Here is a 13,265-nt window from a genome sequence, read left to right on the forward strand (position 1 = left end):
ACGTGCTGCGCAAAGCCGGCATCGTCGCGGCGGTCATGCTGCTGGTCGGATCGATGGCTCCGCCGCCCGCGCTGGCCGACGGCGCCGACGTGGAGTTCCTCGACGGGACGGTGCTGCGGCTGCGGCCCGGCAACCCGGCGCGGGCGGCGGTCGTGAACAACGCCGGCGTACCGTATGACGTCGACATCCGGAGCGTCGCCGGGGACGGCGGGACCGGCGCCGCCACCGTCGCACCGGCGAGCGCGCACCTCGATCCGGGCGGGGTCGCGGTCTTCACCGTCACGCCGGCCGGGGACGACGGCGCGTCCGGTTTCCTGGTCGCCGTCGCCCGGGCGCCGGGGACGCCGACCGTCGTCGCGCGGCGGGCGTACGAGATCGGCCCGGAGACGGTGGGGTGGCTGCCGCTCGTGGCCGAGTGGCGGGTGACGTCGTCGCGGGGCCCGTTCGTGACCGGGCTCAGCGGCGCCACGCTGCCGCTCGCCCAGGGCGTCTCGTGCCCGCCCGGGGATGCGACGATCCCGGTCGGCGGGCTCGCGTCGGCGGGCGGCGGCGCGGTGACCGTGCAGGCGACCTGTCACGCGGGGCGGCACGACGTCGAGCTCGCCTTCGCGGGCGCCACCCGGGCCGGCGACTACACCGGGACGATCGATCTGACACCGGACGACGACGCGGCCGGCGAGGTGGCGCTGACGCTGCGCAGCACCGACGACTTCGTGTTCCCGCTGCTCGTCCTGCTCGCCGGTGTCGCGCTCGCGCTGGTGACCGCGTGGCAGGCGGGCCGGCTCAGCACGGTGTCGCTGGCGGTCGAGGAGTCGTGGTTGCTCGAGGCGGAGGCGGCGGCCGCGCATCAGCGGTTCCGCCAGGCCGGTGGGGGCGCGCCGTGGCGGGCCTACTCGTTCCTGCCCGCCCTGCAGGCGCGGCTCGCCGCGGTCCGGTCGGAGCTGTCGAAGCTCAGCCGCAGGTTCAGCGAGCTGACCGCCGACGAGGGCCCGTTCCAGGCGCAGCTCGACGTCATGACGGCGCTGCGGCGACTCGTCGACGCGTGGCCGGCGGCGGCCCAGCGGCTCGCCGCGCTGACCGTCGCCGAGCAGGCCGTCGCCGGCACGCCGGGCGACCCGCCGTCCCCGTGGGACGCCAGGCCCGGGCAGGCGGCGGCCGGCCGGCTGCCGGCCCTCGTCACGCACGCCGGGGCGCTGCTGCGGGGCCGGCCGATCGACGACGTCGACACGGTCCCACAGCTGATCGCCGACATCGACGCCACGACCGTCGCCCTGCGGGCCTGGCCCGCCGACGCCACCGCCGTCCACGGCCTTCGGGCGCTCGCGCGGCGGCTGAAGCCCGCCCAGCGCGACGCGACCGACCTGCGGTCGCTGACGGAGGCAGCCGCCACGGTCGACGCGGTCCTGGAGGACATGTGGGCCGCGGCCGACGGCGCCGCGTACACCGGGCTGCGGATCGGTGAGCGCCTCGACGCGCCGGCCGTCGTCCTGTACGCGTTGCAGTCCCGCGAGCGGCTCGTCGCATCCGGCGTGCCCGGCCCCGGACCGGGGCCCGTGCCGCTGCCGCCGGTGCCGCCCGACCCGGCGCTCGCGCTGGCCGAGGCGCGGGAGGGCGCGGCCGCGACGGCCCGGCGGGTCGCCCGGTCGCGGCGGGTCCGCAACGTGCTCGTGTTCGCCGCCATCGCGGTCGTCACCGTCTGGACCGGGCTCAGCGCGTTGTACTTCGACCAGGCCTTCGGCGGCTGGCGCGACTACGTGACCGTCGCCGCGTGGGGGTTCGGCGCACAGGCCGGCCTGACTGTCATCGCCGGCGCCCTCGACCGGATCATGGTCGGCGGGCGGGTGACCGCGGGATGACCGCGCCGCTGCCGTGCTGGTTCCGCGACGACACCCCCGGACCCGCGACGCACGTGCTGGTGATCGGCGTGTCGGAGTACCCGTTCCGGCCACTGTCCGACCTGGACGACCTGCCGTCGGGCGCGACGTCGGCGGACCTGTTCGCCCGGTGGATGCGCGACCGGTACCCGGGCGGGGACCGGCGGCTGGGCAGCATCCGGCTGCTGCTCGCGCCGACCGACGACGAGCGGCCATACGTCTCCGGCGGCGACACCGTGCCGCGGGCCGACGGCGCGGCCGTGCACCAGGCGCTGCACGAGTGGGCGCGGGACTGCCGGTCGTCGCCGGAGAACGTCGCCGTCCTGTACATCTGTGGACACGGCGTGCAGGAGACCGACGACGGCGCGATCGTCCTGCTGCGCGACGCCGGCGCGATCGGTGACCCGTTCGACGCGGCCGTCGACGTCGCCGGCGTCCGGAAGGGGCTGAGCCTCGACGGCTGCCCGACCCGCCAGTGGTACTTCGTCGACGCCTGCCGTGTGCCGGCACACGGCCTGGACGACTACGCGGGCCCGCTGCGCGGCAGGATCACCCTCGAACCGCGTCGCGGCACCGGCCCGGCCCACCGGCCCATCTTCTTCGCCGCGGCGCCCGGGACGGCGGCCTGGCAGTCGGGCGTGGGCAGCGTCTTCGTGCGGGCCCTGCTGGAGTGCCTGGACCTCGACGCCCGCACCCGCCTCGACGGCGACGAGGAGCGGTGGGGCGTGACCGCCGAGTCGCTGCACCGCCACCTGCGGCGGCGGGCACATGAGCTGGCCGCCCTCGGCGCGGAGGAACAGACGGTCATGGTCGGCGGCTCGCACCTGTCGGACGTCGCGTTCCTGGAGTGCGAGGTGCCGTCGGTGCCGGTGACGCTGTTCGTCGACCCCGCCGCCGCCCAACACGCCGTCGGCTGCACCGCGCGCATCTTCGAGGGCGACGTCCAGGCCCTGGAACGCCGCCCGCTGCCGGTGATCGACGTGCCGGTGCCGGCAGGCATCTGGACCCTGGCGGTGGCCTTCGACCCGCCGCACCCGCAGTTCGCGCCGGAGACGGTGGCATCGGTGCAGGTCGCTCCGCCGAAGGCACACAAGACGGTGACGCTGCGATGACGGAACCTGGCACGCTGGTCGTCGACATGGACGGGGTCGCCCTGCCGGTGACGGTCCGCGACAGCCGGCTGAAGGTGGTGGCGACCGGCAGCACCGGCGAGCCGATCACGCTGCCGCCCGGGACGTACGCCGTCTCGGTGCCACTGCCCGCCGGCCCCGACAGCTTCGACGAGGTCGTCGTGGTCGGTCCCGGATCCCGCGACACGCGCCTCGCCGGCCCGGCGCAGACCGTTCGCGACCCGACGACCGCGGCGATCGCCCTCGCCGAACGTGGCCGGCCCGACGCCGCGGTCCACGTGCTCCGCGGCGACCTGGCGAACCTGCCGACGCTTGGTCTGGCGCTGCTGGGCTTCACCGCCCTCCAGCTCGGCGACGACGCGACGGCGACCGACACGGCAGCTCGGATCGCCGACAGCCCCGACGGCCTCGCACTGCGCGCGACATTGATCCAGCGCCGCGCGGATGCCGATGAGCGGCTCGACGAGCTGGCGTTCGTTGCGGCACGGGCGCTCGCTGCCGGCGTTCCGCGGCTTCGAGCGGCGGCATTCGCACTGGTGGCAGCACTGCGCGACACAGCCAGCCCACCGACCGACGCGTCCCGAACCCTGATGCGGCGGGTCCGGCATTGCGATCTGAGCCGCGTGATACTCCGCGCGTCACAAGGGCTCTCCGTCGACGTCGACCAATTGATCATGACGCTGCCCGCGCTGCGAACGAATGATCTTGTGCTCGCGGCCGCACCGGTGGAGAGGGTCCACAGGTTCGAATCGGACCGCGGCAACGTCCGGGTCTCCGTCCGGCAGATGCCGGGTGGCCGGGTCCAGGTCGAACTGACCACGTCGGCGGATCGCGTGCGGTGCTTCCTGATCCGGTTCGCGGGCCGGGACGGCGGCGACCGGACGATCGTTGCTCCCGTCTGGCCCAGGCCGTTCACGGTCTCCGAAGCGGTGGTCGAACTGACCGGGTTCGCAGGCAACCGCCCCTGGTCGGTGGAAGAGCTGACCGAGCCGTTCTCGGAGCTCAGGACGGCCCCCATCCGCGACTCCATCGCCGCGGCGGCAGATGTCGAAACGATCGACGCGTGGAGGGCACTTGCCACGGAGGTGGATCCGGCCACTCGCGAACGCATCGACGCGGAGCTGGACCGATGACTCCGGAGGCGGAGATCGCGCGGATCGTCCGGGCACGGCGCGGCACGGACCCGGCCGGGTCGCCGACGGAGCTGTTCCACGATCTTGTCGCGGGCTGGTGGGCGGCGTGTGCCGCCGCCGCACGGACCGAGCCCGGACGGGTGGACGCCTGGCTCGACGAGGAGTCCGGGCTGCTGAGCCTGCTCGACGAGAAGACCCCGCGACACGCCGCGGACCGCACCGCGCTCCGCCGGGCGGCGGTGGCGGTCGCGCAGGTCACGCTCGCCGCCGCCGGGCGCACCGACGCCGATGTCGCGGCGGCCGTCGTGTACTGGCGGGACACCCGCATCATGCCGGAGACGATGCCGACCGCGCACCGGCACCCGGCGGCCCAGCGGATCGCCGAGCTGGTGGAGCCGCTCCCGGGCGGCGCGGTGCGCTCGTGGGTGGTGCTGCAGGCGCTGCTCGCCGCCGGGGCGGTGCGCCCCCGCCGCGCGGCGCAGCGGATGGCCGTGCTGTTCGAGCGGCAGGGCCGGCACGGGAGCGAGGGCGTCGCCGGCACGCTGGAGATCGCGCTGATTCCGGGCGGCCCGGCCGGGCTGTACCCGGACCCGGCGGCGACGGCGTTCCTGCGGGGCGACGACGCGTTCGCCGGGTCGATCGCCGCGGCCTGGCGCCACGCGACCGCCGGTCGGGAGTCGGCACCGTGCGTCGTGTGGCGGCTCACCGTGCCGGGCGAGCCCTGCCTGCACGTCGTCGGCGACTCGACGGGCGCCGCGTTCGCGGTGCTGCTCGCCGCCGTGCTGGGCCCGCCGACCCGATCGGCGGTGCTGGCGCGGTTGTGGCGGCCGGTCATGACCGCCGCGCGCTGGCTGCGACCGTCGCGCCGGCCGTTCGCCGTGACCGGCAGGCTCACCGCCGGCGGCACGTTCGGCGACGTCGGTGGTCTGGACGCGAAACTCGACGCCGCCCGCCGGGCCAAGCTCGTCGCGATCATCCCACGGACGGGCGGCCCGAAGACGGTGGACGGCCGCCCCGACGTCCACCCGGTGCGGACCGTCGGCGAGGCATGGCGGACGCTGTACCACCCGAACTGGCAGCGGGTCAGCGGCGCGCTGGCGGCCGTCGTGGCGCTGGTCCTGGCCGTGTCCGCGACGGTGTACTTCGTCCAGAGCCGCGAGGCGGAGCGGACCCGGCGGATGGCGTCGTCGCGGGCGGTGGCGGAGCAGGCGCGGAAGCTGATGGCGGACGACCCGAACCTGGCCCGCCAGCTGGCCGCCGCCGCGTACCGGATCTCGCCGACCCCTGAGGCGCTGCGGTCCGTCCTCGACGCGTCCACGACCGGCGGCACGCTCACCTTCCCCGGGGAGATCCAGGCCGTGCGGGCGGTGCCGGGTGGTGACGATGTGATGGTCGCCGCGGGGGGCGGCATCTACACCGCACGCCTCGGCGAGCACCGCGTGACGCGGGTCCTCCCGGAGGCCGGTGGCACCGTCACCAACGTCGCGACGAGCCGCGACGGCAAGCTGATCGCCATCGCCGACGCCGACGGCGGGATCGAGGTGCGGTCGCCGGCGGGACCGGCCGGCCGCGTCGTGCACCAGGGGCACCGGGTGACGGCGCTGGAGTTCTCCGCCGACGGCCGGTACCTCGCGGCCGGCTTCGGTCCGGCGACCCTGCTGCAGCGGACCGGTGACCTCGCGGTCCGGGTGTGGGACCTCACCGCCGGCGCGCCGCTCACCGAGGTCTGGCACCAGTTCCTGCCGGCCGGGCCCGCCGTGCCGACGCTGCTGTTCACCTCGCGGGGCGTGCTCGTCGTCGGCGGGTCGGCGCTCGCCGCCGTGGACACCCGGGACGCCTTCCGCCGCTGGGAGATCCCCGCACCCAAGCCTCTCGCCGGGAGCGACACCCGCCGGCCGCGGATGCTCACCCCGCTGTCCACGAGCCTCGACGGGTCCGCCCTCGTGGTCGACGACTCCTGGTCCGGGCTGCTGCTGTGGCACCTCGGGCCGCCCGGCGAGGAGCTGGCGCACCGGCCGGCCGGGTTCGCGACGGCCGCGGCGTTCAGCCCGGCCGACAACACGATGGCGAGCTGGGACGCCCGCACCGGCAAGCCGGTCCTTGTGCGGGTCAGCCCGAACGAGTTCCACGACTTCTCCTACGACCGGGTGCCGTCGTGCATCGCGGCGCCGGAGACGGGCGGGCCCGTCATGTTCACCGCCGGCAACCGGTTCCTCGTCCGCTCCGCCGGGTCCAGGGTGAACTTCTGGACGCTCGCGCCGGCCTGCCCAGCTCAGGGACCGGTGCTGCCCGAGTCGGTCAAGGACACCGCGGTCGGCGGCTCCGATCACCGGGCGGCGACCGTCGACTTCACCGGTGAGGTGCGGCTGTGGGCGGTCGCGCCCGACCGGCCGCCGAGGCTGCTGTCGACGGCGCCGGTCAGCGACCGGCCACGGGTCGACACGGGCGAGTCCGCCGTCGCCGTGTCCGCCTCCGGCGCGGTCGTCGTCACCGCCGGCCGCGACGGCTGGATCACCGTCTGGGACGTCGACGGCGACACGCTCACCCGGCGCGACGAGCGGGCGAACCGGACCCCGGGCGTGCACGGGCTGGCGGTCAGCCCCGACGGCCGGTGGCTGGCGGTCGCCAACGACACGCTCACCGTGTTCGACCTGGGAGCGGCGCGCCCGCTGGAGCACCCGGTCACCTTGGCGACCGGTCCGGGCCGGATGACGCGCGTCGCCTTCGACCCGTCGGGGCGTCGCCTGGCCGGCGCCGGCGACGGAGGCCGGCTCGAGATCTGGGACCTGACGGTCGGCGGCCCGCAGCGGCGGCGGGAGCTGCGGTTCACGGGCGACGCGGCCGGCGTCGCGTTCGCCGCGGGCGGCGGGTCGGTCGCGGTCGCCGGGGCGGGCCTGACCGTCTGGAACCTGCGCGGCACCGCCGAGCCGGCGACCTTCGCGCACGTCGCCGCGGACGACCTGGCCTACAGCTCGGACGGGCGGCACCTGCTGACCGTGAACGGCGACGGCGTCCACGTCTGGGACGTCAGCGGCGACACCCCCGTCGACGTCGGGCTCCTGGCCGGTGCGGGCGGCCGCGATCCCCTGTCCCTGCGGCTGTTCGACCCCGAACGGCTGATCGCCCGCATCTGCTCGACCACCGGCGATCTCGTCACCGCCGAGCAGTGGCGCGCCTACATCCCGTCCACACCCTACGAGCCCCCGTGCAGGTGACCATGGCCTCCGCCCAGCGCATCCTCGTCGCACTCGTCCCGGTCCTCGCGCTCGCGGCATGCGATGGCCCTTCCTCGCTGCCGGCGCCCGCCGCCACACCGGCGTCACAGTGCGTGGGCGAGCAGGGCGCGGCGTTGCAGAGCATCGAGCACGCCGACGCCATCCGGGCGTCGTACTGCCGCGAAGGGTTCGCGTTCGTCCGCTTCGCCGGGCCGGAGATCGGCGTGCACGGCACCCAGGAGGCCTTCTTCGCGTGGAAGGACGGCCGCTGGCAGGACATCGCGTGGGGCGAGACCAGCCGCGGGGCGTTCGTCTACGAGTCGCTGCGGCAGCACGAGGGCGTCGACGCCCGCCGGCTCGCGACGCTGTTCCCGGAGGCGGGCATGACGGTGGCACCCGACGAGCCCGGCTTCTCGGTCGTCGTCCGCGCCGACGGCATCGGCGATCTCAAGCTGGGCATGACCGAGGCGCAGGCCCGCGCCGCGTCCCCGTTTCCGCTGAAGCAGGAGAGCGGCCGGACGGGCACCTGCACGACGCTGGTCACCGAAAACGCCGGGTTCCCGGCGCTCACCGTGCTCATCGGCCGGGACGGGACGGTGTTCGCGGTGTCGGTGACCGACAGCGCGCAGACCGCCGAAGGCATCCATCCGGCGTCGACCCGCAAGGAGCTCGTCGCGGGGTACGGCGACCGGCTGCGGGCCGCCGACACGGACCTGCCCTACGTCGAGCAGGCGGACCTGCGCATCGCCTTCCAGCTGATGAACCACATCGTGGCCCGCATCGACGCGGGGCGCTTCGCCACCGGTACAGCGGCCGCCGCCTGCGCCTGAGGCCGGTCAGGGGCCGTCGCGGAGGGCGGCCAGGCCACCCTGGGAGTCCTCGAGGGCGATGCGTTCGGCGGTGGCGGAGTCGCCGGCGCGCAGGGCCCTGACGAGGGCGCGGTGGCTGGTGTACCGCTCGAGGCCGAACGACTCGTCCTCCGCGACCCGGCGCAGCAGCAGCTCCTTCGACATCCGCCTCTACGGCTTCGACGCGGTCCTCGGCCCCCTGGACCCCGACACCCGGCCGCCCCGCGAGGTCGGCGTGATGCTGCTGGTCAACGCCGCCGACCAGGCGACCGCCACCGCGATCGCGAAGGTGGCGAACCCGCTCATGCTGCACCTGCCGACGCCGGACATGCAGCACCTGCCGAGCCTCGCGTTCGCGACGTCACCCGCCGAGACCGAGCGCGGCGCCACCTACGAGTTCGCCCTCAACCAAGTCGTCGCCGTGGACTCCCCCACCAGCCTGTTCCGCATCGCTTTCCCGGAGGCCTTGTGATGTCCAGTACCGTCGGCGACCTGGCGATCGAGGTGCGCTCCAAGAACGCCGGCCCGTTCTGGGTGACGATGGAGCTCTTCATGCGCGACGAGGCCGGGTTCGCCGCCGTCGCCTTCGTCGACGCGCCGGTGATCGCCCGCCTGTACGGGGTGCCGCCGGCCACCGTGCAGATCTTCCACATCCCGTCGCTCAACGTCGTGAAGATCTCGTTCCCCCGCCCGGTCTCGCAGGGCAGCCTGCACGACCGCGACATCCACGCCGGCCAGCACCACGTCCCCCTCGCCCTGCTCCCCCTGCCCGGCGACGGGTAGCGCCGGGCGCCCGCGTCAGGTGCGGTGGGCGGTGATCAGCCAGGCACGGGAGCCGAACGTGACGCCGGCGGGGGTGGCGTGCGCGGTGACGGCCTCGTGCAGGCGGCGCCGGGCGGACGGGTCCGGGTCGGTGCCGGCGGCCCGCTCGAGGTACATGACGGCGTCGAAGGCAGCCGAAGGGTCGGGGCCGTAGTACACCGGCTCGTGCACGTCGGTGAAGGCGACGTCCGTGAAGCCCGCGCCGGTCAGGACGGTGCCCGTCGAGGCCGGGTCGGCCAGGGAGAACGCGGCGGGACGGGGCGGGGCCGAGAGCGCCTCGCCGACCACGGTCGACCACTCGTTGCGGTCGGCCGCCTGCCAGACGAGCATGGCCAGGCGCGCGCCGGGGCGCAGGGCCAGGGCGATGTTGGTGAAGGCGGCCGCCGGGTCCGCGAAGAACATCGTGCCGAAGCGGCTCAGGCACACGTCGAACTGGGCGGGCGGGAAGGCGTGCACCGCGGCGTCCGCCTCCTCGAACGCGATGTTGCTCAGGCCGGCGCTGCGCGTCCGCGCCGTCGCGAGCGCCGGGCCGGAGATGTCGACGCCGAGCGCGCTGCCGGCGGTGGCGGCGCGGGCCGCGGCGCGGGTCGTCTGGCCCGTGCCGCAGCCGACGTCGAGCACCCGGTCGCGGGTGCCCACCGCGGCGGCGGCGCGCAGGTGGGCGGTGTGCGGGCGGAGCTCGGCGTCGTAGTCGAACACGCATCCACCGTAAGCGCCGCCCGCGTCGACGAAAAACGACAATGAGCGATGGCGGCCATCGGTCAGCGCGATGGGTCCAGCAGTTCGGCCAGGTGGACGGCGGGACGGTCGCGCAGGTCGGCGACCTGGGTGCGGCAGGAGAAGCCGTCGGCGAGGACGACCGCGGAAGGGGCGGCGTCCAGGGCCGGCAGCAGCTGCTGCTCGGCGACGGCCACGGACACGTCGTAGTGGCCGATCTCGACGCCGAAGTTGCCGGCCAGGCCGCAGCAGCCGGAGAGGCGGCGGACCTTGGCGCCGGTGGACGCCAGCAGGTCGGCGTCGGCCTTCCAGCCGAGGACGGCGTGGTGGTGGCAGTGCGGCTGGGCGACGACCTCGACGTCCGACAGGTCGGGCGGCGTCCAGCCGGGGGTCTCGGCGAGCAGCTCGGCGAGGGTGCGGACCGACGAGGCGACCACGGGCGCGTCCGGGGAGTCCGGCAGCAGCTCGTGGATGTCGGAGCGGAGCACGGCGGTACACGACGGCTCGATGCCGACGATGGGCACTCCGGCGCGGGCGTCGGCGGCGAGCGCGGCCACGGTGCGCGTCAGGATCTTGCGGGCGGAGTCGAGCTGGCCGGTGGTGATCCAGGTCAGGCCGCAGCACACCGACCCGGACGGCAGGCGTGGCTCGTAGCCGGCGGCGCGCAGGACCCGGACGGTGGCGGCGGCCACGGACGGCGAGAACGCGTCGGAGAACGAGTCCGCGAACAGCACGACGGGCTTGAGCTCGCTGGTCTCGGGCTTGAAGGTGCGCCGGAACGGGCGGCGGGCGAAGCGGGGCACGGAGCGGCGCTTGTCGACGCCCGCCAGCCACAGGAAGAACCCGCCCAGCACGGGCAGGCGGATACCGAGGTTCGCCAGCCGCGGCGTCCACCCCGCCAGGCGCGCCCAGAGAGGTAGCTTCCCGAGGGTGTAGTGCGAGCGTGGCCGCAGCCGTCCACGGTACGTCTGGTGCAGCACCTCGGACTTGTAGGTGGCCATGTCGATGCCGGTCGGGCAGTCCGAGGCGCAGCCCTTGCAGGACAGGCACAGGTCGAGGGCGTCGTGCACGGACGGGTCGGACCAGGTCAGCTCGCCGCGGACCACCTCCTGCAGGACCCGGGCCCGGCCGCGGGTGGAGTCCTTCTCCTCGCGGGTCGCCAGGTAGGACGGGCACATGACGCCGCCGGCGGCGGAGTTGTCGGCGCGGCACTTGCCGACGCCCGTGCAGCGGTGCACGGCCTGCGCGAGGTCGCCGCCGTCGTGCGGGTAGGCGAGGGCCAGCCCCTTGAGTGGGAAGCGGCCCGCCGGTCGCACATCGGCGTCGACGGGATCCGGGTCGACGAGGACACCGGGGTTGAGGAGGTTACCGGGGTCGAAGGCGTGTTTGACCCCGGCGAACAGGGCGATCGCGTCCGCCGAGTACATGTGCGGCAGGAGCTCGGAGCGGGCGCGCCCGTCGCCGTGCTCGCCGGAGAGCGAGCCGCCGAACTCGCCGACGAGCTTGGCCGCGTCGGTGAGGAAGTCGCGCAGGACCTTGGTGCCGCCGGGCTCGTCGAGGGGGTAGTCGAGGCGCACGTGCATGCAGCCGTCGCCGAAGTGCCCGAACGGCGCCGACGTCATCTTGTACGACGCGACGAGCTCGTCGAACCGCGCCAGGTAGGCACCGAGCTGCGCGGGTGGCACGGCGGCGTCCTCCCAGCCGGGCCACGCGGGCCGGTCGGAGGGGGCCCGGCCGGCGAGCCCCGCGCCGTCCTCCCGGATCCGCCACAGCTGCGCCTGCACCACCGGGTCGGTGACGACCAGCGCTTCCGGGGCGATCCCATCGGCGGCCAGCCTCGAGGCACGCGCCGAAACCTCGCCCGGGTCGTCGCCGGCCAGCTCGACGAAGAGCCACGCGCCGCCCGCCGGCAGCGGCGGCACGGCGGCTGGGCCGCGGCGGGCGCGCAGCACGTCGAGCAGCCGCGAGTCGAGCCCCTCGCAGGAGGTGGGGCCGTGCGCGACGACGGCCGGGGCGGCCTCGCCGGCGGCGACGATGTCGCGGAAGCCGAGGACCACGACGACGCGGACCGGCGCGTCGACGACGAGCTTCACGGTCGCCTCGGTGATGACGGCGAGGGTGCCTTCGGAGCCGACGAGCGCCTGGGTGAGGTCGAAGCGCTCGGGGAGCAGGTGCTGCACCGCGTAGCCGGAGACCTGGCGGCCGAACCGGTCGAACTCCGTCCTGGCGGTCTTGAGGTGCTTGCCGACGACGGCGCGCACGGCGTCGACCGTCGCCTGCGCGCCGGTGACCGTGGGCCCGGTGACGAGCTCCTCCCCCGCCGCCGTCAGCACCTTCAGGGCGGCGACGTTGTCGGAGGTCCGCCCGTACGCGAGGGAGCGCGAGCCGCACGCGTTGTTGCCGATCATCCCGCCGATGGTGCAGCGCGGGTGGGTCGACGGGTCGGGGCCGAAACGCACGCCGTGCGGCATGACGGCCTTCTGCAGGACGGCGTGCACGGTGCCGGGCTCGACGACCGCGGTCCGCGCCTCCGGGTCGACGCTGAGGACCCGGTTCAGGTGGCGGGAGAAGTCCAGGACGATGCCCCGGCCGACGGCGTTGCCGGCCACCGACGTGCCGGCGCCGCGGGACGTGACGGGCACGCCCGTCTCCCGCGCCACGGCGAGGGCCGCGGCGACCTCGTCCACGTGCCGCGGCCGCACCACGGCGAGCGGCGGGATCCGGTACAGCGAGGCGTCCGAGGAGTACATGCCACGGGTGCCCGCGTCCGCGCGGACCTCGAGCCCGGCCGCCTCCAGCGCCGCCACCACGTCAGTCATAAGTAACATGTTACTCATGCCGTCGCTGCGACTTCCCTCCGAGGCCCCCTCCCTCGCCGACGCCGTCGCCCAGGCGGTGCGCGACGGCATCGCGGCCGGCGAGCTCGTGCCCGGCGCGACGTATTCGGTGTATCAGCTGGCCGAGCTGCTCGGCGTCTCCCGCAGCCCGGTCCGGGAGGGGATGCTCCGCCTGGCCGAGGCGGGCCTGGTCGCGATCCGGCGCAACCGCGGCTTCAGCGTCCTGCTGCCCACCGCCCACGACGTCGAGGAGATCATCGAGATCCGGCTCGCGCTGGAGCCGCCCGCCGCGCGGAAGGCTGCCACCCTCGCGACCGACGAGCAGCACGCGGCGATCCGGGCGGCCCTGGACACCATGGCGGCCGCGGCGGCGCGCGGCGACGAAGCCGCGTTCTGGCCGGCCGACAGGGCGCTGCACGACCTGCTGCTGCACGCCGCCGGCAACGCCCGCGCCGCGGCCATCGTCGCCCAGCTGCGCTCCACCACTGCCCTGCTCGGCCCGCCGACGACCGCCAGCGGCCGCACCCTGGCCCAGATCCACGCCGAGCACGAGCCGGTCGTGGCCGCGGTCATCGCCCGCGACGGCCACGCCGCCGAAGCCGCCATGCGCACCCACCTCGAGGCGACCGGCACCCTCCTCGTCGCCAACCTTGCCTGACTTCTCCCGTTTTCCGCCAATGTACGACCCT

General features: G+C 75.1%; 11 protein-coding genes. 8 read left to right on the plus strand and 3 right to left on the minus strand.

The annotated features are described in order from the left end of the window. The first annotated feature begins 2 nt into the window (after positions 1-2). Genes ACQEVZ_RS44200 through ACQEVZ_RS44220 form a run of 5 tightly spaced genes read left to right on the plus strand, consistent with a single transcriptional unit; the run spans position 3 to position 8,182 of the window. Positions 3-1,856 (plus strand): hypothetical protein, encoded by a 1,854-nt coding sequence (locus ACQEVZ_RS44200; protein WP_433379202.1) that lies wholly within the window; start codon positions 3-5, stop codon positions 1,854-1,856. Continuing rightward, the gene (locus ACQEVZ_RS44205) at positions 1,853-2,986 is read left to right on the plus strand and encodes a caspase family protein (RefSeq protein ID WP_433379205.1); all 1,134 of its coding nucleotides are present in this window, start codon (positions 1,853-1,855) and stop codon (positions 2,984-2,986) included. The genes ACQEVZ_RS44200 and ACQEVZ_RS44205 overlap by 4 nt, the downstream gene beginning before the upstream one ends. Before the next feature lie 26 nt (positions 2,987-3,012). Further along, positions 3,013-4,137, plus strand: coding sequence for a hypothetical protein (locus ACQEVZ_RS44210; RefSeq protein WP_433379208.1), 1,125 nt, complete (start codon positions 3,013-3,015; stop codon positions 4,135-4,137). Then, a complete protein-coding gene (locus ACQEVZ_RS44215) occupies positions 4,134-7,352 on the plus strand; it encodes a hypothetical protein (RefSeq protein ID WP_433379211.1) in 3,219 nt (1,072 codons plus the stop codon). Before ACQEVZ_RS44210 ends, ACQEVZ_RS44215 begins: the two co-directional genes overlap by 4 nt. After that, positions 7,343-8,182, plus strand: coding sequence for a hypothetical protein (locus ACQEVZ_RS44220; RefSeq protein ID WP_433379214.1), 840 nt, complete (start codon positions 7,343-7,345; stop codon positions 8,180-8,182). Before ACQEVZ_RS44215 ends, ACQEVZ_RS44220 begins: the two co-directional genes overlap by 10 nt. A gap of 6 nt (positions 8,183-8,188) precedes the next feature. Here ACQEVZ_RS44220 and ACQEVZ_RS44225 read toward each other — a convergent pair whose 3' ends face one another. Further along, on the minus strand, positions 8,189-8,365 hold the full coding sequence (locus tag ACQEVZ_RS44225; protein ID WP_433379217.1) for a hypothetical protein: 177 nt from the start codon (positions 8,363-8,365) through the stop codon (positions 8,189-8,191). A gap of 73 nt (positions 8,366-8,438) precedes the next feature. Here ACQEVZ_RS44225 and ACQEVZ_RS44230 point away from each other — a divergent pair, with 73 nt between their 5' ends. Both ACQEVZ_RS44230 and ACQEVZ_RS44235 read left to right on the plus strand, forming a co-directional pair. Then, positions 8,439-8,672, plus strand: coding sequence for a hypothetical protein (locus tag ACQEVZ_RS44230; protein WP_433379220.1), 234 nt, complete (start codon positions 8,439-8,441; stop codon positions 8,670-8,672). After that, positions 8,672-8,983 (plus strand): DUF4387 domain-containing protein, encoded by a 312-nt coding sequence (locus ACQEVZ_RS44235; protein WP_433379223.1) that lies wholly within the window; start codon positions 8,672-8,674, stop codon positions 8,981-8,983. Before ACQEVZ_RS44230 ends, ACQEVZ_RS44235 begins: the two co-directional genes overlap by 1 nt. Before the next feature lie 15 nt (positions 8,984-8,998). On the opposite strand, the gene ACQEVZ_RS44240 is transcribed toward ACQEVZ_RS44235, so the two are convergent. Beyond that, positions 8,999-9,721: a class I SAM-dependent methyltransferase gene (locus ACQEVZ_RS44240; RefSeq protein ID WP_433379226.1), complete on the minus strand. Its 723-nt coding sequence runs from the start codon at positions 9,719-9,721 to the stop codon at positions 8,999-9,001. A gap of 62 nt (positions 9,722-9,783) precedes the next feature. Beyond that, positions 9,784-12,558, minus strand: a complete 2,775-nt coding sequence (locus tag ACQEVZ_RS44245) for an FAD-binding and (Fe-S)-binding domain-containing protein (RefSeq protein ID WP_354902010.1) — start codon at positions 12,556-12,558, stop codon at positions 9,784-9,786. 16 nt (positions 12,559-12,574) lie between these two features. Here ACQEVZ_RS44245 and ACQEVZ_RS44250 point away from each other — a divergent pair, with 16 nt between their 5' ends. Further along, complete coding sequence (locus ACQEVZ_RS44250) at positions 12,575-13,234, plus strand: GntR family transcriptional regulator (RefSeq protein ID WP_344506867.1); 660 nt, start codon at positions 12,575-12,577, stop codon at positions 13,232-13,234. The last annotated feature ends 31 nt before the right edge of the window (positions 13,235-13,265 follow it).

The organism is Dactylosporangium sp. CA-152071, assembly GCF_050936335.1.
GTDB lineage: Bacteria > Actinomycetota > Actinomycetes > Mycobacteriales > Micromonosporaceae > Dactylosporangium > Dactylosporangium maewongense.